Source organism: Coraliomargarita algicola (genome assembly GCF_033878955.1).
Taxonomy (GTDB): Bacteria; Verrucomicrobiota; Verrucomicrobiia; order Opitutales; family Coraliomargaritaceae; genus Thalassobacterium; species Thalassobacterium algicola.
The window spans coordinates 4,543,918-4,563,690 of record NZ_CP138858.1 but is presented as its reverse complement, the minus strand read 5'-3'; the positions used below and the strand labels follow the sequence as shown (position 1 = coordinate 4,563,690).

Below are 19,773 nucleotides of genomic sequence, written 5' to 3'. Positions count from 1 at the left end.
CATAAGCTAGGTATTTTCCTAGTTTTCTTAAAAATACTGGTTAAATAGCGCTCAATAGATAATGTTCTAAATCACTCACAGCCCCAGAAATTTCTATAACCCAAAAAATCGAACCACCTCTTTCACGCCCGATTAAATCTACCGTAGTGATCCAGCCTACTCAGTTCTTATACGTATTCTCTCTCGTCCTATCAGTGAGCTGTCTGTTACCGACGATTGGACTGGCGGACCCCGATCTTTCGCAGGCAACGACCAATGAACTGGAGCAACGACTGTCGACGATCGACACCGAACTTTCCAGCACAGCCCAGCTGACCCTACGCAGCGGCGTCGGTAACGTCGGATGGTTTTCAACACCTAAGAGTGCCACGCCTCAGACTGAATGGGTCGAGATCCAACTGCTGGAGGAGACCAAGATCGATCAAGTCGTATTGGCACCAGTCCTCTGGAACGACGCAGTCTATGGCCCACAGGCTGATGGTTTCCCGGAGGCCTTTAGAATACTCGCCGGGAAAGCTGGAGATTCCGCAGGGCAGGAAATCGCCCGACTAGGACCTGAGGATCACTTCCTTCCGCGTGTGGCTCCACTGGTGATTAAACTTCCCCAAACATTCGCATCATGGCTAAGAGTCGAGGCCACACAGCTGTCTCCGCACGCTCGCGAAGATGGGCATCTTCGATGTAAATTGTCCGAAATTATGATCTTTTCAGGCGCACGCAATGTTGCGCTACGAAGACCTGTCCGAGCGTCTTCCACTGTCAAAGGCTGGGGCGCAGCAGCCATTTACGAAGAAGCCTTGGTGGATGGATTGACTCCCTACTTGATGGACGCCTCTGGCAGCGAAAAGAGTAACCCCTATATGGTCTCACCCAGCAAGGCGAGTGTCCCCTTCTCGGTCATCATCGACTTAATGGAAAACCAGACGGTCGAAGGCATCCGCATACATGGTGCGGATGTGAATGAATACATACCTCAAATTAACCCGACCGATTTCGGCATGCCAACACGTTTCCTAGTGGAGGCATCCAATCAAAGAAACTTCGCACAGCCCATAGTACCTACTACAATACACCCGCGACTCCATTTACCAAGCCGGCAATATCTTGGAATGGCCCGTCTCCGACATCGACTGCCGTTATATTCGTATATCGGTCCCGAAGGATGCCTGGCCACTCGATGCAGGCAATAATCAGCGATACATCAGTTTAGCCGAAATCGAAATCATTTCCGAAGGACGTAATGTCGCTAAAGGCAAAGCGGTCACCATATATCCGAACAAGCGGATACGGAACTTCAATAAGCTATCACTAACGGATGGCCTGAATCATTTTGGGACCATCTTGCCGACCCGCGATTGGATGGAGCAATTGGCCCGTCGACATGACCTTCAAGTCGAACGCCCATTCGTTGCTGCAGAGCTCAACCGGAAGTATGCCCGCCAAAAAGCAAACCTTACCCGCATGTCGTGGTTAACGATACTACTGACCGCAGGCATCGCCTTCGCCCTTTTGATCGGTCGACTACTACAAATGCGCGCTGTGCTCAAGACCCGCGAGCGCATCGCCGCTAACCTGCACGACGAACTATCCGCCAATCTCCACGCCTTGGCACTACTCGGCGAGATGGCAAAGAACAACATACGGACACCCAGCAAACTCGAAGAGATTGTAGAACGTATTCAGAATCTGACGAAGAGCAGTCGCAACGCGACCCGGCACTGCACCAACATGCTTAAGGCAAACACAATTGGTGAAGACCTGCCCAAAGAAATGCGCTACATCGCCGACCGGCTACTGGTCAATATTCGACACCAGTTAAGCTTCGAAGGACAGGACCATCTGCAACAACTCCCTCAGCGCACGCGTAATGACCTGTTTCTATTCTACAAAGAATGCCTAACTAACATTGCCCGGCATGCGGAAGCCGAAGAGTGCCACACCTGCCTAATCGCTTCTGCGAGTCGAATCCAACTGACCGTGACCGACGACGGCCTAGGCACCAAAGACACCCCAGCCTCACTGAAACGGCGAGCACGATTCCTGAGAGCGCAGCTCCAATGTGAGCGCCCCGAAAATGGCGGCACCCGTATTACATTGAAACTGAAAATAGGCTGGAGACAACGAATCCGGCAGCTCTCATTTTTAAGAAAGAGGCACTCATCAATCGCCAGCTAGGCAATGGAGAATGCGCTTTAGAACAATGCGACGAAAGTAAAATTTGAGATCAGTGCCGCTCAAGGGGCAGATTGGGAAGTGAATCGCTCATGATAAAATGCGCAAGGGCATTGAGCCGCACGAAACGATACGGCGGAACTCCCGCCCCTGAATATCCCTTGAACAGAAAATCGGGCCCAGAGAGATGCTAGCAGCTAGGAATTTTCCTAGTTTCCCTAAAAACGCTGGTTATTCATATGCGACTCTGTAAAGTAAAAGCTGCCCGTTAGCTAAAAATACCGCGCCCCTACCGAACGAGTGCACGAATTCATTTCCACCCTGCTCCTTAATGACACAAATCAGAATACTCTTGGTCGAAGACAGTCCAGCCTATCAGGACGTGGTCGCGTTCGGACTGAGCGATGAACCGGATATCGAAATCGCAGGTCGCTTCACGACGGCAGACGCCGCCTTACGTTCGCTCAAAGGTTTATCTGAGTCAGAACTGCCCGACCTGCTCTTACTCGACCTGAACATGCCAGGCATTACTGGCTTGGAAGCCATTCCTCGGTTCAAAGCTTATGCCCCAGAGACGGAGATCATCGTCTTAACTGAATCCGAGAAAGAAAGCGATATTCTCTCAGCCATACAGTCCGGCGCGGTCGGCTACCTTCTAAAAGAGTCCTCCCTAGATCAAATCACCCAAGGCATCCGGACAGTCATGGATGGCGGGGCCTCACTCGACCCTGTCATGGCTCGCTATATTTTGGACAGCCAGAAACTCGCCAAGAGCCTGACGAAGCAACAATCCATCCTGTCGCGCCGCGAAATGGAAATCCTTACCCTGATGGCAGACGGTCTACCTCAGAAACAAATCGCCGGCGAACTAAACATCAGTCCCAAGACCGTGGATTTCCACGTCGGACACATCTATAAGAAACTCAATGCGAACAACGCACCGGCTGCCGTCGCCAAAGCCTACCAGAGCGGTATATTCAAACCGAACGAATAGTCTGCGAACGCCCCCAACGTGGCGCGGTGCTTCAGCCCGCGTTCAGCTCAACACCGCAACTTCCAATCCAAACTGCGTCTAAAGCACCCAAAGGGCATTTGCTACGCCATCTCCGGCAGACCTTCGTCACACGCAACAACCGCAAACACCCTGCTGCTAAGGCGGCTCACTGACGCCTATTTCTTTTTCTTCTTGGCGCGATGACTACCTTTATACTCCGTTTTGGCGCGACCTTTTTCCGCATCGGACAAGTTCGCCCAGTCCGTCGTATGGTTGCTTAAGATGGGCACTTCGGGGAACAGAGTTCCGGTCGCACGTTGTTCACTGCCACGCTTCATGTATTCGCCCAGCTTCTCGCGGGTTTGCTCGGCGCATGCCATCTTTGGAAGAGCCTCGGAATTTAGGACCGGCTTGATACGGCGTGTGCGGATAGTTGTGCGCGAAATAAATGAAGAAAGGCGAAGCCCCCTGCCCTGAGCGAGCCGAACGGGTGAAGTCTTCGATATACTTCACCATGCGCGCGGTGTAGAGCTCGGTCAGCTTGGCCAGCGGCGTGTTTTTGTAGATGACTTCCCGCTCATCATAAAAGCGCTTGTCATGCCCCATGTTTTCAGGCGCACCGTAGTAGTGATCTAAGCCTTGGTGCCAGTAGAGGAAGGGCTCCTGCATACCGAGGTGCCACTTGCCCACTATTGCGGTGGTGTAGCCCTGTTGCTTGAATTGCTCGGCGATCGTGATCTCATCGGGGTTCAGACCGAGGAACCAGTGTGCTTCACGCTTGGGGTTGATCCCCATATAAAGACCGTTCCGTTGCGGATACGCGCCCGTCATAAAAGCTGCACGTGCGGGCGAACAAATCGAGGCGCCCGTATGAAAATCGGTAAACTGCATCCCCTCCGCTGCCATGCGGTCAATATGGGGTGTGCTCACCTTCGTCGCACCATAGCAACTCACATCGCTGTAGCCCATATCATCCATGAGAATGAAGATCACGTTGGGCCTGTCCTGAGCCTGCCGAAGGGGCTGATCGGCACGCGCAATGCAGACGGCGGCCAACAAAAACCCAAAAAGAAATAGCTTAATTTTAAATAGTAAGTTCATATTCGTTTTTAGTTAATGGACAAGTGTCCATGCTCGAATGGCACGGACTTAAGCGCTTTGATGCTAAAATTGTAGGGGCTTCACTTGTGAAGACCGCGTCTGAGAAGTGGCTCGGCAGCTATATTCTATGCGGCGTGCCACAAGTGGCAGCCCTACGTTTTACATGCATCGTCACTTGCTGATATTCTCGATGAAGCGACTCAAGTCCGTGCCATTCTGTCCATGCTCCCATTGTGATAACTTCGCACATGAGTCGGAACACTTTTGTCCCGCCCCCATGCCAGCAATTATTTTTTATCCTGCGGATTCTCGAGTCCATGCGGCCGTTGGTCGGAGCCGTTACGATCAATATCCCCGAGTTCCGCGCGAGCGCGATCGGCCACTTTGCTCAACTCTGCGACGATTTCCGGATGCTGCGCATAGACGTTCTTTTTTTCACCAGCGTCCGAATCCATCCGAAACAGGAGCGGCTGTTTCAAGGTCGTATACACCCGCTGGCCACTATCTTTCTTGGCCCAATACGGTTGCTCCTTCGCGGTCCTCGGGAAGTGCAGTTTCCACTTCTCATTACGCACCGCCTGCAGGTGCACGCCGTTGTAATAGTAAAAATAATCCCGCGGGCTTTGCTCTGTTTTTCCGCTCAACAGATCGAAAATATTCGTTCCGTCGAGTGTGACATTCTGTGGGAGTGCCGCCCCCGCCAGCCCGGCAAAGGTGGGCAGCAAATCCATGCTGCTAATCATCGCATCGGATACCTGTCCCGCAGGGATCTGCCCCGGCCAATTGAAAATGGCGGGCACACGGTGGCCCCCTTCCATCGTGACGTATTTACCCCCGAGCAAGGGCTTGGCTGAACCGTCCCGCGCCGGCCCGTTGTCGGAGAGAAACACGATCAGTGTGTTCTCGGCCAGGCCAGCGGCCTCCACGGCCTCACGCACGCGCCCGACGCTCGCATCTAATTCCAGAACGAAATCAGCGTAATTCCCCTCGCGTCCTTTGATCCCGGAACTGCCTTTAAACGGCTGACTGGGCAAGATGGGGCTATGTGCAATATGATGCGCGAAGTAGATGAAGAACGGTGCCTCATGCTCGCCCTGAATAAAGTCAACGACCTCGTCTGTGTAGCGTTGGGTGACTTTTTCAAAGGCGATGTCCTTTTCCACGACGTCGTGATTATGATACAGCGTGGTGGCGTCATCGATCTGCGGCACGAAGTTACTGTGCAGGCCGAGGTAGTCATCGAAGCCGGCATCGAGCGGATGCGAACCTTCGACATGAAAGCCTAGGTGCCACTTCCCCACAATCTTAGTGTAATAGCCCGCCGATTTGAGCAGTTCCGCCATCGTCACTTCCTCTGGGGCAATGCCATATGCCGCATACTTCGGTGTATCATGCCTTGATATGGGATGTCCCGCCCGCATGGGATAGCGCCCGGTCATCAGTGCCGCGCGCGAAGGCCCACAGACATTGGCAGCCACCAGGCAATCCGTGGCACGCAAGCCCTCGGCCGCCAGACGATCGAGGGTCGGCGTCGCCACAGATCCGCCATAGCATCCCAAATCTCCGTAACCGAGGTCGTCAGCAAAGATCAGGATGATATTGGGCTTCGACTGACTAGCCACAGCGGACTGTTTCGCTGCGACAGCCAAAAGGGGTGCCAAGCAGAGGGCACTCGCTAAGACGATGAATGATCGGGTTCTCATAATAAAATTCATTCGATAGAGGTTGATGACTTTAGCAGGGTCAGCGGATGAGCCTCGTCCACCCATCCAACGGGTCGACTGTTCTGTTTAAGTTCGAGCTCGAAGGCTTCGGCATGTGCCTGGAGTTGCTCAGCGATTTCGGGCTGTGCGTTGAATAAGTTATGACGCTCGGCCGGATCTTCATCGAGACGATACAAAGCCATAATCGGTGAGCTCGATCCTTTGCCACGACGGGCCTTGTCTTTTCCATTCACTTTACCGAGATGTAATTTCCACGGTCCCGAGCGGACGGCCTTGAGATCGTCGCCCTTGTAATAGAAAAAAACGTCGTGTGGGCTGCGGGCATTTTCAGTCAGCACGGGTAGAATGTCTTTTCCATCAATCACGCGATCGTCCGGCAGTTCCGCCCCTGCCAGCTTGGCGAAGGTCGGCAGCAAATCCATGGCTGTCATTAGCTCGTCATTTGTCTGCGCGGCCGGAATCGTCCCCGGCCAGCGAATCACTGTCGGCACACGTTGCCCGCCTTCGAAACTACTCCCCTTCTTGCCACTGTAGGGCTCGGCATGTCCGACCGAAGGTCCGTTGTCCGAGGTGAAAATCACCACGGTGTTTTCATCGACACCATTCGCTTTCAAGGCATCGAGAATCTGCCCCACCGACCAGTCGATCTCGCGAATCGCATAATTGTAAAGCTTATCGCGGGTCTTGTAATCGACGCCGGTTTCATTTTTCAGCTTCGCGAGAATGGCCTCCGGCGCCTGTTGCATAAATGCCGGTGACATATGGATCGGGCGATGCGGTGCCGGATGCGGCACATAGAGGAAAAAGGCCTCGTCTTTATGACGCCCGATGAAGTCGACCGCACGCTGGGTGATCCGTTGGGTCAAGTAATCCGCATCAGGCTCCGCTTCGAGCACGGTCTCCATTTCCATCAAAGGCAGCGGCGGGAAATGGTGCTTGGGATTGGTATGATAGGGATGAATATCATGACTGTAAGGCAGGCCAAAGAATTCATCAAAGCCCTGACGCGTCGGTAAAAACTCTGGTTGATCCCCGAGATGCCACTTACCAAACATCCCCGTAGCGTAGCCCGCAGACTTCATCAGTTCGGCGAGGGTGATTTCATCCGGGTGCAAGCCATGGTGGTCGGCGGCAAGAAAAACGCCACCCGCCAAACCGATCCGTCTGGGATAGCTCCCCGTCATCAATGCCGCCCGCGAAGGCGTGCACACCGAGCCCGCCACATAGAAACTAGTCAGCTTGGCCCCCTCCTCTGCCATGCGATCGATGCGCGGCGTCTGCACATGATCCCCACCAAAGCAGCCGAGGTCGGCGTAGCCCTGATCATCGGTCAGAATGATCACGACATTTGGCTTCGTTGCCGCACTGCAAACCGTGGCCAGCAATAGCCCCCATACTAGCAGATTGAATTTGATAAATTTGTTCATGATCCGTTTCCAATCAGCCCCAAAAAGGAGACGGGACACTCCTGTCCCGCCAGCCGTTCGAGCATGGACAAAGCACTGCATCATTAAAGAATACAAATCTCTTAAACCAGCGAGACCTGTAAGCTTTCTCCCTTCTGGATGGTGATGCCTGATTCAAATTTCAAAACGTAGCAACCGTCCACCATCTGAAAACGCGCCTCCACGGGCTGACCGTTTACAGCAACCGTCGCACTCTGCGCCTTCGTGCCCTTGACTTGATCCAAGCTAAACTCCTTCAAGTGCAAACGACCGTAGCCGACTTCGAGCACAGCGTTCTGCTGGCCTCCCTCCACCTTCTGCGTGAAGCGGCCCCAGCCTTCGGCGGTCGTGAAGGCGGCCTTGAAATCTTCCGGACTCAATTTCGGCCCAAAGCCCAACTTCGCTTCGGGACCATCGTAGCGATATCCACAGGCAGCCAAGTAAGTGCCATAACTGGCCATGGCACGTGAGTAGTGATCCGAGCATTCGATTTCGTTGTAGGGATTGCGCTTATCCGCCGAGTAGCGGTCGTAGATCGCTTTACCAATCGCCATGGCCTCTTCGATCATATCTTCCCGCAACATGTGCGCGGCGACCTGCCACTCGAAGCCTGTCATACATTCGTTCAGGTAGCCGGCGTAATTTTCGTTACCGCTCTTTGGCTCAATTTTGCCATGTGGAAAACTAGTCATGACCAAGCCCGCATCACCGGGTCCGGCATACCAACGGCCGTTCGTCATCACTTTGCGAAAGGCTCCAACATCGGGCGTAAAGTTATACTTCCAGAGTGCCTGTAAGGCCTTGCGTGTCTTCTCCCGTGGCAAGATCGGATCGAGTCCGATTTCATACAACCAGCTGTCCCCGAGCACTTGGTCGATGTGGCAACCGTTAGTCGAGCCGTGCATTTGAGTCTCATCCTGTGGCGGAATATGCACGAAGTAGCCGAATTCCTCATTCCACAGCTCTTTCACCATCTTCGGTGCGCCCTTGGCGACGATTCGCTCATAGCGCTCCGCGACTGCCGGCTGATCCATCTGACGCGCCATCACCGCCGAAGCCTTGAGCGCGGCGTGGTAGACGTTGATCAACCAAGGCACCTTGCCGTACCAAGGTTCGTCCAGTGTATTGTGCTGGGCGCCAGAGAGAATCCCGTCTTCATCGGCATCCCATTCCTTAATGACAAAGTCCATCGAAAGCTTCACCCGATCCCAAATGCTGGCGAGGAAGCTGTAGTCAGTCGTCATTTGACTCTCACGCAGCACACGAATAATGGTGCCGCAGGTGCCATCGAGCGCGTCGTCGCGCCCTCTCGCGCCATCCTTCATGGAATAGCGGAAAAAGATCATACCATTCTTCGGATCGAAGCCTCGGCCATACTCGATGCGATCGCGGCATTCGCGCTCGATCTCGGGAAAGATTCGCGCGAGCCCTTGCGCGTAATTCCACACGTGGGTACAGTTGCCCGGACAACAGCGCACCCCCTCTTCCATGTTGTAAATATCCTCTGTCTCTCCCTTGGCATAGACACGCTGCACCATCTGAGTCTGCATGCAGTCGATTGGGATAAAGGCGCGCTCCAAGAACCAATACGGCAGGCTGGAATCATACCAGGTATCGGTCCATTGCTTGGTGGTGCCATAGAGCTCCGTTTCACGACTCGCGACTTGCGCCGCCGCATCCGCCGCAGTCGGCCACTGCGTCGCATAGTGATAGCTTCCGGGGGCGGTCTTTTTACCAAAACCGACGCCGTAGTTTACCTGAGGAATCCGCCAGGAAACGGCAAAAGAGACCGTCTGCGATTCGCCGGGCTTCAAGCTGAGCTGACGACCGATCGAGGCTGCGCGGCTCGTCCCTTCGGTGTCAGAGTTCCCCACCGTAAAGGCCGCTTCGGCCCCCGGTTTCGCTTGATTGACCTCAACAAAGTCTGCGGCCGCTTGACCAAAAACGCCAAGTGCGACGGCATTGCCATTCTTGCCCGCGCTCGAGCACTCGACTGTCGCAATGTCCTCAAGCGGACGATAGACACTCTGCGTGGCCCCCTTGCCGGCCCAGAGATTTTCGATCCAGCCCGCGATGCCGACTTCCTGCGTCTTGGCGGAATGATTTGTCACCGTATAACGCATGACAATGACCGGATAGCTGGACTCGTCACGGTTCAAAGGAATGAAAGGTGTATAGGCCTCCAACTGCACCCCCACCGGAATCGCCTCGTCCGCATAGTCCACCTGCGCCATCGGGTATTGATTGGTAAAAGTCACATCGCGAAAGCCCGCCGAATCCAGCGTGTGCACTTTGCCATTAACTTTCACCGCGAAGCCCTGCCCAGAAGGCGCCTGAGCCATATCGGGTTTCATATAACGGAGCCCCTTGGGAGTGTGCTTCTTGTCTTTCTCCGCGGTCAGATTCCAGCACCACAGCTCGCCGTCGCCACTCAGATAGACCTGCCCGGTGCCCATACCATTGATCGGCATGCCGATATAATCCACCTTGCCCGCCTTCACTGTGGTGGCTTGTCCACGTGCGTAGAGGCTCTTGATCCAGTCAGCACTCAGCTTCTTATCCGCCGGTATAATTTTGTCGAAGTCCTTCGCCTCAAAAGGACCGGCCATCACATTCATCCGTCCGACCATTAACATGGCGGCAGTTAAACCAGAGGCTTTAATAAAATCACGTCGACTACTCTGGGCGACCGAAGGGGTATTAAGTGTATCCATTTACCAGCCATTATAGAGCAATTCGTGAAGAGCGACTATCACTTATATCAGTGAAAATATTCGAGTAAAGCTGTCCTCGTTAGTCAGGGTATACAAATATTCTCCCGTCAAACTGGGCCCACTATGCCCGACTGGCAAACAAATCAGGAAGCTCCACCCACTCGACCCCAGCGGCGTTTAAATATTCCAGTCTTCTTTCAAATTCCTCCCAATCTGCTTCATTCATAAATTGATAGCTATGCCCCATGAAATAAAAGACACCGCCTCGCTGCTGAACGCTCTCAAATTTAGTTAAAAAATCATCGTCTTTGAAATCGCAACTGGGAAAGAACGACATCGGGTCCTTAGGAGGAAAGACTTGGTCGACCCAACGGCCCACTCGACCGTAAATGTGACCGGCTTCCCGGACCAGTGCCATTGTCGCTTCGTCAAAGCTACCGCCCGGATAGGCATACCCCAATACCGGACAGCCAAAGTGCTGTTCCAAAGAGTCTCGCCCCTTTCGTATGTCTTCACGCGCCTCTTCCAGCGTCGAACGTGCAGGCGGCACATGCCTATAGCCATGATTGGCGATCGTGAAGCCCTCATAGACTGAGATCAGTTCCGAACGCGCCAAACACCAGACTTCTTTAACACCCTCATACTTCCACCCCGTGCGTCGCATAGCCGTATGATGCCCGAAATTAAGGTTAAAGCTAGCCTTGGCTCCATGCTTGCGTAAGAGTTCGGTTAAACGAATGTCGTCAACCACACCATCGTCCCAGCATTGCACAACTCGAATAGACATTCGAGTTACTATACGCGCCAATATGAATCAGTAAATTATATATTTACCATATTTCATTCACGGACCCACTTAGTGGAAAAAGCAAAAAATGGCTAACTACAGTTGGCACAAAACTTGGAGATCGCGACAGCGCTCCAGTTCAACTTCATCCGCCACGGTAGCGCTCAATCATTTGGCTAAGACCGTGCTTTGATTCGACCTCTTGTAGTAAGCTATTTCCCGAATAGATTTTCAAAAGTATTCCCTCAACCGAATGACGATTCCTTAACGGCTTATTAGCCCCCTGGTTCTGATTCCCCTTGCCCCTCCCTTGACTACCAGTGCTAGCCGCCGTCTGTGTGGTCTCAATCACAATCCGCTCGGATTCTACGACTAACTCACCACGCGCTGGGATATTCGAAAGATCAATTTTCCCTGATTTAACCGAACGAGTTTCTACAGTATCATACTGCACTTTTTGATTCTTATTCTTGTTTTTGTTCTTATTCTTACCCTTGCCACCAGAGTTCTGCGGCTGCTTCTTGACCACTTGATGCCTTTCTTTAACCGGAATCAAATACTCTGCCCTCAAACCGGCAATGGGAGCATTCGTCGGATTTGAAATTTCAATAGTGTAATAGCAGGTATCTCCGTCACCAGGGACGCGCTCAATATCAAAACGCAATAAACGAGCGACCGCATAGGAACGATACCAGTCTTGGACCTTCTTGACCGATGCCGCATCCAATAGGTCCGTACTAAAGCGAATCACACTGCCCGTGCCATTCACACGCACAGCCACCTCTTTTTCGTCAGGCCGATAGCCATCAATTGACGCCTGCATAGTACGCCCATCCTTGCTGCTTAACTCAACCAACTCCCCTCCAGTCAAACTGACAAAGGTAAGAATATAACAAAAAATAACAGTCAACTGCTTCATAACTAGTAAACATTCAATCAAAACACCTAACGATGATTTCTATGAATGCGGGGTAAATTTAAGGGCGACTAAGTCTCAGGACTTAGAGAGTGGACGAGTCGAAACTCGAACAACAACTTACCATTAAAGAAATGGCATGAGAATGATGCATACACATGATTCTCATGCCAAAAGCAGTAATTACAGATATAACTAACGCCTAAAAAGCCTGCTTAATAGCATCTAACTTCGCCCCTAGCAAACGCGCGGCGAGTGGATCCAAATCTGCTTCCGCGCCTTGGATATGAAAGGTGCGTTGCACATGACGCATCGTTTCACCCGGTTTCAGAGCCGCCGCGGGCGAAGAAGTCTCCAATTCATAGAATGGACCTAATGGTGCAACACCCGGTTCAGGCGAACCATCGTTATAAGAATTAATAACATCGCCAGCATAAGGCTCATCTTGAATTTCCCACATAGAATTAACATAGCCATTAGGCGCATCCTGCACGTTATAGGTGACAAGATTCAAGACCTGCCCCGCAGCATCATAACTACCAGCGATTCCCTTAGAACGCAGAGGGCTGATACCAATCTTGCCGCGGCGTGTTCCATCCCCTTTAAAAAAGAGTTTTTGACGTTCAACACGTAAATAATCTTCGGGCACCTTGCCAAAATAACTATCATTCACCCGTGGTCCCAGCGCTTGCTCGCCTCCCTGCTTAAACGGGATCACGACCGTAGTCTCAGGAGAGGGATTATACATGCCCAAAATCCAAATAGAGGGCAAGCCAGTTTCCGCCTGCCAAGCCTGCTCCCCGGTATTGGTAATCCGGTTATCCGTCTCATAAGCGACCAGCCTAACCCCCTCGGGTAAATCAACTCCCAGTAGCTCCCCCGCTTCCGAGGCATCGATCAAGCTGACTGTGCGCTCGATAGCCATCTTAAACACAGTTCCACTGAAATTCATTAGCTCTGTGTCCTTGCGAAAGCGGGCGCTGGTCTCGGTCCGCTCGACCAATTCGAAAGGCTCCGTATCGATCACCGCAGGCGTTTTCCAATCTGCAAATTCAAACCGATCTCCAGGCTTAAAATACAAGGCATACTGTCCCCCTTCCGGCCCCAACCAAAAACGTTCCTCTCCACCGAAAATATAAATATGTTGCTCCAATTTCCCCTTCGCTTCTGCTTCAGACATCAAGCCCCGCTCAATCACAGGGCGATTGATCCATCCGAAGCTGGGCCCAGACTTGAAATCATACGTACTAGTCATCACACGGCCCTGATACTCCGGCGCAACCGCAACAGCAGCATCTCCCTGGCTCAAAGTCACAATAGAAGTATGTTCCTTCATAAATGCCAAATCATCCGCAAAGGCCCCGTCACCACTCATAGATGTGGTATTACAGCCCACAGTGAATAAGCCAGCGACTCCCAACGTGCTGATGATAAATGTGTTTAATTTTCTCATAATTATTATCTTAGATAGTATCAAAGTCTGTATGGTGAGTCTATCACTGACATTAGGTATGTCCCGGGTCTTCAAAATATAAATGCGCTGGCACATCGTCGGCAGAAGCTTGCTCCCCCCAGAAAAAACTCCAGAGCCAAAGCATCCGTAAACTATATGAACTCACTTGATAGAGAAGGGGCATAAGATAATCAGGGGTAGATTCTATTAGACCTAATAGTGCATACTAACACAGCGCTCGCAAACCGAATATTACGCAGATACGTGATCGATCTAAAAAAATGGGGGCATTCAACACTTGTGCGAAAAAAGATGACATGGGAGGAGTTGCCAGGCGCGAGTGAAACACTACGATTCACCTAATGTCTCCTCTATGAGACCCGTCCCAGGCGAGAGGCTGTCAATTCGTTGCACTTACCGATCCATACACGTCGACACCCGCTAACTAGCCGGTGCATCAGGGTAATTCCTGTGGAAATCTTTCTGATTTTGAATGATAAAATCGGTGGCCATTTCTTTGACTGCTTCACACCAGCCGAAAACCTCATCGACCTCATCAAAAAACACTTCGGCTTCATTCTCCTTCCGTTCCCAGTCAGGATCACTATCGTCCTCACCACAAAAGTTCCATAATAGTTGACGTCGGCTTTCTCTGTCACTGGGAACTGCACCACCAAACACTCGATTCGAAACTCGGTCTAGAGCAGCAACTTGTTCGTCAGCTCCAATTCTCACTAAGTGAACGTAGGTCTCATCGAAATCATTCCCTGAGTCATTGCTTAAGAATTGGCGAATTCCACCATTCGCCGCCTCACAACTGAGGGACCAGATTAAGATCACCATCCTCTCACCTTCGGACATTCTTTTTGAATAAAAAGCGAACGGTTCATGGTCTCGGCAAACGTTCTCAAACAAGTCGCGGACGACCGCCCCAAACAGTTCTTCACGCCCCCGTTCTTGTAATACTTTTTCAATATCTACCATTTCAAATGATCATATCAGCTACTACTTACATCCAGAGTTAAATCCTCTAGCAGAATGCCACAGGGTCAGTCCAGACAATGCCACAGGGTCGACAATGCCAGAGGACAACACTAGTGTCCAAAACAGACAATGCCACAGGGTCAGTCCACGTTTTCTTGATTGACAACACTGCTGTCCAAAACAGAGGATTTCTCGGCAAGATGCCTTGATTTTTAGCGTGTTGAGAAGTGACTGAGGTGATTTTTCAGAAGTATGCCTAGGATGCTTGGGTTAAGTTGCAGCGATGCCGTCCAAAACGGTCTGGTATGACTCATCCTCTGGCGGCGGGTGGCTATGCATGAACGGATCATCGATCCACTTCCATAGATTCCTGTGCGTAAAGAGGTTCCAGCGTAACAGGGCGACCAGATTTGAGAGCGCCCAGGACATGCGGCTTTTGAACTGGAGGTATTTGATCAGCAAAATAGCGATCAGTGCTGTCCAAATCTGTATTCTGACTGCGTTGGCGACAATGCCACAGGGTCGACAATGCCACAGGGTCAGTCCACGTTTTCTTGATTAACAAGAATCCTCCAAGGCGTTTCTGCCTGATGAGTCTGCTTTCGGTGGCGACTGATTTGACGGTCGACAATGCCACAGGGTCAGTCCACGTTTTCTTGATTAACAAGAATCCTCCAAGGCGTTTCTGCCTGATGAGTCTGCTTTCGGTGGCGACTGATTTGACTACTCAATGAGTTGGGAGTGCCCATAGACAGGTTCTCACTCAACCATCCATTCGGTACTAAATGTTGCTCTCTCAGATAGCGTGCGAGAGCGACTTTCCAAAGAGCTCCTTTTTTGTCCGAAATCAGATCCTTCGGAGTCTTCCCCAAATGCTTCAAATTCTTTTTGACGAGACTCTCCCAAAATGGCTCACGCATTCCCTTCGCTTCCGATTCCACCACCCGCTTGAACGATTCCTCGGCATGGTCTTTGAGAATCGATTTCTTAAATTCGACACTTCCTTTAGCCCAACCACGGCACATCTCTTCAAAGCCCATTCGCGTTTGCTCCGAGTCATCACTACACAACCAGCCGAGGTAGTCGCGATACAATCGACGACCACGCGGCGTATCCGCCAACCCACCGGCGGCGTCCAGGCAGCATTCAAAGTCGCTAAAGCTCCAGCGTTTCTTCATATGCCAAAGCTGGCTAAAACTAGATGCCTCGTATTTTTGTAAATCTGCAACATCCACCAAACCGGCTCGAACCGGATTCAGATGAATGTAATGAGCCACCGGGCCTACCGCATCAGCATCCAAAAGAATTGCCTGATAACGCCCCTGGAAAACATGCCCATGGGCTTTACGAAAACGATTGAAACGGTTCGCGAAAGTGCTCTGTAGCCACTTCATCCCTTCGACTAGATTCGGTTCGGGTGTCTCAATCAGTAGATGATAATGATTACTCATTAAGCACCAACTGTGAAGCCGCCAACCCATCGCCCGACAACACATACTTAAGCATTCTAGGAAACTCACACGAGCTCCGGCGGGTTCGAAAATCCAACTACGATAGTTCCCGCGGTTGATCACATGATAAAATGCGCCTGCATATTCGATCCGGACTTTGCGTGCCATTCTCAATACCATAAACTAACAACATGGAACCATCAACAGTAAAATCAAGAAAACGTGGACTGACCCCGTCGTTGCCCCGTCGAGTGTGTAGCCCACGGTTCTGCCGGTATTCTCAACCACTTCTGTGCGATGGCCGGATGCTTGCAGAGTATAGGCATAGGAATTGAGCGTTGTGAAGGCTGCATTACGAACAGTCAGGTCTTTTAAACGATTTTGACTATCGTAACTCCAGGTGTGGATGACTCCGTTGCTGTAGCTCAGGCTCTCTAGATTGCCGTTGGCATCATAAGTATAGCGGTGCTCTTGTGGCGGCTGCGCGGCTCCACTGTCGTAGACGGTTGCGAGGCGGTTGAGGCGGTCGTAATCGTAGGCGAGATCGAGACCGCCGGTGCTGCCGGACACGGTCGACTTGAGGTTGTTGGCGGCACCGTAGGAACTCAAAAGGGTCATACGGACCTCCTTTCAGTTCATAATGTTTCACAAGAATCTACGAAGAACCAACAAAAAAGATGACATGGGGGGGGAGTTACCAGAGGAGAGCCGCGAGGCGAATGAATGCCCGCTTCGTAGTTTATAAGCGGATACGAAAGTCATTTTGTCCTTCAGCCACGGTTCCTAATCAGGTATATGGATGCAATGAACGCAAAAATACCTCCGAGTGAAAACAATCCAGTAAGAAAAATCACTGAGCTACTGTCATTCGCATTAAGTCCATTACGAGTGAGCCATGTAACACCTTTTAATCCGTGTGCTACCCCTTGAAAGCCTGCAGCTAAAAATAAACCTATAATTAATAATTGTGCGATTTTCCTCATACACTAATCCTCAAACCCAAAGAGATCATTTAGGAGATTCTTGAAGGTTGTTTGCACCGCTTTTGTCCCACTCGCTGCGATTACACCTCGCGGATCAATGAAAGCTTCTTCAATGAAGGCTTTAGGAACAAAATAGGCGCCAGAACTTCCTACTCTACTTTCGAGAACAGAGTAAGTTTTTGTAGCAACTGTCTTTATGTTGAATGTAAAGCCACCAAGGAAAGAACCCACTGCGACGGCACTAATTACTCTGCCACTTCGATCAAGGAAACTAATTGGTTTTTTCAACACTAATATTTCAAACAATTCTTTGGCAGACTGAGCACTTCCTGCACCAGTGCCACCAGCTACTACTCCTTGAACAAACAAATTAGATATCCGAGGAAACGCTTTTAAGAACAATTTACTCGATGCGCCACCTACCAATCCGAGTGCAGCACCACTTAAACCGCTAACGCCTAGATCACGACCAATTTGAAGCAGTGTCTTCCCTTTCAAATCTCCACTAAAAACCGTAAAGGCAACGTTTATACTAGCACCAATAGCAGAATTAATAAGGAGACTTTGAACCCATTGGACTTTTAAAACTTCACCAAGACTAAAGTTCCCACTCGGATCTATGAACCTAGTCGGCGCGGCATTCGCATATAGGTATTTGTGCAGCGTGACCGGATCAGTTGAAACACCCTCGAAGGTGTCCATCGTGTGGAACCTCCCTGTCGCCACATTCAGATAACGAGCACGGAGGAAATACATCCCTAGATCTTCATCCCACTGCTCGCCAGTAAACAGGTAGCTGTTTACAGTGGGGAGTGAAGAGTGGGAAGTGGAGAGGATCACACCCCAAGCGTCGTAGGTGTAGGTATCGGTGATCGCGCCATTGCTATCGGCGAGGGCGCGGACGGTGCCGAGGCCATCGTAGAGATAGAAGCTTTGGGTGAAGTTTCCGCTGCCATCGTCGTCCCCTTCGACTCCGCTCAGGGCATTCTGGCGACGATCTTGGCTGATGAGGTCGAGGCCGTAGCTGTAGATGACTTGGAGCTCATTGCCCTGCCCGACCTCTTCGACGACTTGTGCGTAACCGGTGAGATTATTTCGATCTACTAGGAACCAGGTGGTTTCGAAGGCTGAGGGCTGAGAGCTGAGACCTGAAACGGTCTTTTTGACTCGGTCGCCGAAACCGTCGTAGACGATCTCGATGATGCTGCCGTCGGACTTTTCGCGACGGATCAGACGGTTGCGCCAGTCGTAGTGGTCGTTGAGGATAACGGACGCTTGCTGTCCCCCTTCGCCAAAGGCTTCGGAGGATGTAGTATTCCCATTCGAGTCGTAAACGTCGCTGTCGAGCCAGTTGTTGTCGCTGTAGGTTTCGGCGGCGTTGAAGACATTGTCGAGATCGCTCTGTTGTGTGAGGCGGTTGCCGACTAGGTCGTATGCCCAATCGCTGGTGCCGTTGAGTCGCGGGTTGCTGTCGCCGGAGATGGTCTCCTGCGTTAAGCGATATTGGTTGTCGAGTGTGTAGCCCACGGTTCTGCCGGTATTCTCAACCACTTCTGTGCGATGGCCGGATGCTTGCAGAGTATAGGCATAGGAATTGAGCGTTGTGAAGGCTGCATTACGAACAGTCAGGTCTTTTAAACGATTTTGACTATCGTAACTCCAGGTGTGGATGACTCCGTTGCTGTAGCTCAGGCTCTCTAGATTGCCGTTGGCATCATAAGTATAGCGGTGCTCTTGTGGCGGCTGCGCGGCTCCACTGTCGTAGACGGTTGCGAGGCGGTTGAGGCGGTCGTAATCGTAGGCGAGATCGAGACCGCCGGTGCTGTCGGACACGGTCGACTTGAGGTTGTTGGCGGCATCGTAGGTGTAGGTGAGCGTGCCGGCGACGTTGCTCTTGCTGAGGAGGTTGCCGCGCTCGTCGTAGGCCATGGTGGTGAGCCCGGAAGCATCGGTCATGGTCTGGATGCGGCCGAGGGCATCATAAGTGTAGGTGATGCCGACCTCAGATGGGTAGGCAGTAGCATCGGCGCGCTCGGTGAGGAGACGGCTCATGACGTCGTAGGTGTAAGAGGTGACGTGCCCGTTAAAATCGATGCGTGTTTCGAGCTCGCCCCATGCGTTGTAGAGGTAGGTCTCTTCTTCGCCTTCAGGCAGGATGCGCTTGGTGCGACGGCCCATGTTGTCGTATTCGAAGCGGGTGGTATTACTTTCGGCGTCGGTCTCGGAGAGACGATTGCCCGCCTCGTCGTAAGTGTAAGACGTGCTTGTCCAGTTACCAGTTGACCAGTCGTCAGTTGGGTGTTCTTGGCGGACTTCGATCAGGCGGCCTAGGGCGTCGTAACTGAATTCGGTGCGTTTGCCTTCTTGGTCGAACGGCTGGAAATAGGGTCGCGACTCACTAATGTCCAAAACAGTAAAATCAAGAAAACGTGGACTGACCCCGTCGTTTGCCGTGAGCCCGGAAGCATCGGTCATGGTCTGGATGCGGCCGAGGGCATCATAAGTGTAGGTGATGCCGACCTCAGATGGGTAGGCAGTGGCATCGGCGCGCTCGGTGAGGAGACGGCTCATGACGTCGTAGGTGTAAGAGGTGACGTGCCCGTTAAAATCGATGCGTGTTTCGAGCTCGCCCCATGCGTTGTAGAGATAGCTCTCTTCTTCGCCCTCTGGGAGGACGCGCTTAGTGCGACGCCCCATGTTGTCGTACTCGAAGCGGGTTGTGTGCCCTTCGGCATCGGTCTCGGAGAGGCGATTGCCCGCCTCGTCGTAAGTGTAAGACGTGCTTGTCCAGTTACCAGTTGACCAGTCGTCAGTTGGGTGTTCTTGGCGGACTTCGATCAGGCGGCCTAGGGCGTCGTAACTGAATTCGGTGCGTTTGCCTTCTTGGTCGAACGGCTGGAAATAGGGTCGCGACTCACTAATGTCCAAAACAGTAAAATCAAGAAAACGTGGACTGACCCCGTCGTTTGCCGTGAATGTCGATTCCAAGCTTGAGGACTTCGGCTTTCGCTTCAGTCTGTTTATCTGATATGGAAGTGAGTGTTTTTGT

Annotated in this window: 17 protein-coding genes; 3 read left to right on the top strand and 14 right to left on the bottom strand. The window is 51.8% G+C overall.

The genetic code is table 11. The features are described 5' to 3' along the window. Positions 1 to 194 precede the first annotated feature (194 nt). The 3 genes from SH580_RS18815 (at position 195) to SH580_RS18805 (ending at position 3,166) form a co-directional block, all read left to right on the top strand. Positions 195 to 1,190 carry a hypothetical protein gene (locus tag SH580_RS18815; RefSeq protein WP_319832355.1) on the top strand — a complete coding sequence of 332 codons (996 nt, stop codon included), beginning with the start codon at positions 195 to 197 and terminating at the stop codon, positions 1,188 to 1,190. After that, the gene (locus SH580_RS18810) at positions 1,105 to 2,175 is read left to right on the top strand and encodes a sensor histidine kinase (protein WP_319832354.1); all 1,071 of its coding nucleotides are present in this window, start codon (positions 1,105 to 1,107) and stop codon (positions 2,173 to 2,175) included. The genes SH580_RS18815 and SH580_RS18810 overlap by 86 nt, the downstream gene beginning before the upstream one ends. A 328-nt stretch (positions 2,176 to 2,503) precedes the next feature. Further along, complete coding sequence (locus tag SH580_RS18805) at positions 2,504 to 3,166, top strand: response regulator (RefSeq protein WP_319832353.1); 663 nt, start codon at positions 2,504 to 2,506, stop codon at positions 3,164 to 3,166. A gap of 176 nt (positions 3,167 to 3,342) precedes the next feature. On the opposite strand, the gene SH580_RS18800 is transcribed toward SH580_RS18805, so the two are convergent. The 14 genes from SH580_RS18800 to SH580_RS18735 all read right to left on the bottom strand — a co-directional run bounded on the left by SH580_RS18800 (position 3,343) and on the right by SH580_RS18735 (position 19,712). Continuing rightward, positions 3,343 to 3,504: a hypothetical protein gene (locus tag SH580_RS18800; RefSeq protein ID WP_319832352.1), complete on the bottom strand. Its 162-nt coding sequence runs from the start codon at positions 3,502 to 3,504 to the stop codon at positions 3,343 to 3,345. Beyond that, complete coding sequence (locus SH580_RS18795; protein WP_319832351.1) at positions 3,488 to 4,267, bottom strand: sulfatase-like hydrolase/transferase; 780 nt, start codon at positions 4,265 to 4,267, stop codon at positions 3,488 to 3,490. Before SH580_RS18795 ends, SH580_RS18800 begins: the two co-directional genes overlap by 17 nt. 287 nt (positions 4,268 to 4,554) lie before the next feature. Continuing rightward, positions 4,555 to 5,970: a sulfatase family protein gene (locus SH580_RS18790; protein ID WP_319832350.1), complete on the bottom strand. Its 1,416-nt coding sequence runs from the start codon at positions 5,968 to 5,970 to the stop codon at positions 4,555 to 4,557. An 8-nt stretch (positions 5,971 to 5,978) separates the two neighbouring features. Next, a complete protein-coding gene (locus SH580_RS18785; RefSeq protein ID WP_319832349.1) occupies positions 5,979 to 7,418 on the bottom strand; it encodes a sulfatase family protein in 1,440 nt (479 codons plus the stop codon). 101 nt (positions 7,419 to 7,519) lie between these two features. Continuing rightward, a complete protein-coding gene (locus SH580_RS18780; RefSeq protein ID WP_319832348.1) occupies positions 7,520 to 10,150 on the bottom strand; it encodes a GH116 family glycosyl-hydrolase in 2,631 nt (876 codons plus the stop codon). Positions 10,151 to 10,271: 121 nt separating this feature from the next. Beyond that, positions 10,272 to 10,937 (bottom strand): polysaccharide deacetylase family protein, encoded by a 666-nt coding sequence (locus tag SH580_RS18775; RefSeq protein ID WP_319832347.1) that lies wholly within the window; start codon positions 10,935 to 10,937, stop codon positions 10,272 to 10,274. Between the two features lie 145 nt (positions 10,938 to 11,082). Beyond that, the gene (locus tag SH580_RS18770) at positions 11,083 to 11,856 is read right to left on the bottom strand and encodes a hypothetical protein (RefSeq protein ID WP_319832346.1); all 774 of its coding nucleotides are present in this window, start codon (positions 11,854 to 11,856) and stop codon (positions 11,083 to 11,085) included. Between the two features lie 199 nt (positions 11,857 to 12,055). Further along, a complete protein-coding gene (locus SH580_RS18765; protein ID WP_319832345.1) occupies positions 12,056 to 13,306 on the bottom strand; it encodes a DUF6786 family protein in 1,251 nt (416 codons plus the stop codon). A 52-nt stretch (positions 13,307 to 13,358) separates the two neighbouring features. Beyond that, complete coding sequence (locus SH580_RS18760; RefSeq protein ID WP_319832344.1) at positions 13,359 to 13,490, bottom strand: hypothetical protein; 132 nt, start codon at positions 13,488 to 13,490, stop codon at positions 13,359 to 13,361. Between the two features lie 257 nt (positions 13,491 to 13,747). Then, positions 13,748 to 14,290 (bottom strand): DMP19 family protein, encoded by a 543-nt coding sequence (locus SH580_RS18755; RefSeq protein ID WP_319832343.1) that lies wholly within the window; start codon positions 14,288 to 14,290, stop codon positions 13,748 to 13,750. 270 nt (positions 14,291 to 14,560) lie between these two features. Further along, positions 14,561 to 14,719 carry a hypothetical protein gene (locus SH580_RS18750; protein WP_319832342.1) on the bottom strand — a complete coding sequence of 53 codons (159 nt, stop codon included), beginning with the start codon at positions 14,717 to 14,719 and terminating at the stop codon, positions 14,561 to 14,563. A 212-nt stretch (positions 14,720 to 14,931) separates the two neighbouring features. Next, the gene (locus tag SH580_RS18745) at positions 14,932 to 15,909 is read right to left on the bottom strand and encodes a transposase (RefSeq protein WP_319832341.1); all 978 of its coding nucleotides are present in this window, start codon (positions 15,907 to 15,909) and stop codon (positions 14,932 to 14,934) included. Between the two features lie 15 nt (positions 15,910 to 15,924). Then, the gene (locus tag SH580_RS18740; RefSeq protein WP_319832340.1) at positions 15,925 to 16,359 is read right to left on the bottom strand and encodes a hypothetical protein; all 435 of its coding nucleotides are present in this window, start codon (positions 16,357 to 16,359) and stop codon (positions 15,925 to 15,927) included. A 368-nt stretch (positions 16,360 to 16,727) separates the two neighbouring features. Beyond that, a complete protein-coding gene (locus tag SH580_RS18735; protein WP_319832339.1) occupies positions 16,728 to 19,712 on the bottom strand; it encodes an RHS repeat-associated core domain-containing protein in 2,985 nt (994 codons plus the stop codon). Positions 19,713 to 19,773 lie beyond the last annotated feature (61 nt).

Bases quoted from the DNA above. Each gene is read 5' to 3' on its own strand.
- SH580_RS18805 (WP_319832353.1), top strand. From the start codon at position 2,504: ATGACACAAATCAGAATACTCTTGGTCGAAGACAGTCCAGCCTATCAG.
- SH580_RS18800 (WP_319832352.1), bottom strand. From the start codon at position 3,504: ATGAAGCGTGGCAGTGAACAACGTGCGACCGGAACTCTGTTCCCCGAA.
- SH580_RS18795 (WP_319832351.1), bottom strand. From the start codon at position 4,267: ATGAACTTACTATTTAAAATTAAGCTATTTCTTTTTGGGTTTTTGTTG.
- SH580_RS18790 (WP_319832350.1), bottom strand. From the start codon at position 5,970: ATGAGAACCCGATCATTCATCGTCTTAGCGAGTGCCCTCTGCTTGGCA.
- SH580_RS18785 (WP_319832349.1), bottom strand. From the start codon at position 7,418: ATGAACAAATTTATCAAATTCAATCTGCTAGTATGGGGGCTATTGCTG.
- SH580_RS18780 (WP_319832348.1), bottom strand. From the start codon at position 10,150: ATGGATACACTTAATACCCCTTCGGTCGCCCAGAGTAGTCGACGTGAT.
- SH580_RS18775 (WP_319832347.1), bottom strand. From the start codon at position 10,937: ATGTCTATTCGAGTTGTGCAATGCTGGGACGATGGTGTGGTTGACGAC.
- SH580_RS18770 (WP_319832346.1), bottom strand. From the start codon at position 11,856: ATGAAGCAGTTGACTGTTATTTTTTGTTATATTCTTACCTTTGTCAGT.
- SH580_RS18765 (WP_319832345.1), bottom strand. From the start codon at position 13,306: ATGAGAAAATTAAACACATTTATCATCAGCACGTTGGGAGTCGCTGGC.
- SH580_RS18760 (WP_319832344.1), bottom strand. From the start codon at position 13,490: ATGCCCCTTCTCTATCAAGTGAGTTCATATAGTTTACGGATGCTTTGG.
- SH580_RS18755 (WP_319832343.1), bottom strand. From the start codon at position 14,290: ATGGTAGATATTGAAAAAGTATTACAAGAACGGGGGCGTGAAGAACTG.
- SH580_RS18750 (WP_319832342.1), bottom strand. From the start codon at position 14,719: ATGTCCTGGGCGCTCTCAAATCTGGTCGCCCTGTTACGCTGGAACCTC.
- SH580_RS18745 (WP_319832341.1), bottom strand. From the start codon at position 15,909: ATGGCACGCAAAGTCCGGATCGAATATGCAGGCGCATTTTATCATGTG.
- SH580_RS18740 (WP_319832340.1), bottom strand. From the start codon at position 16,359: ATGACCCTTTTGAGTTCCTACGGTGCCGCCAACAACCTCAAGTCGACC.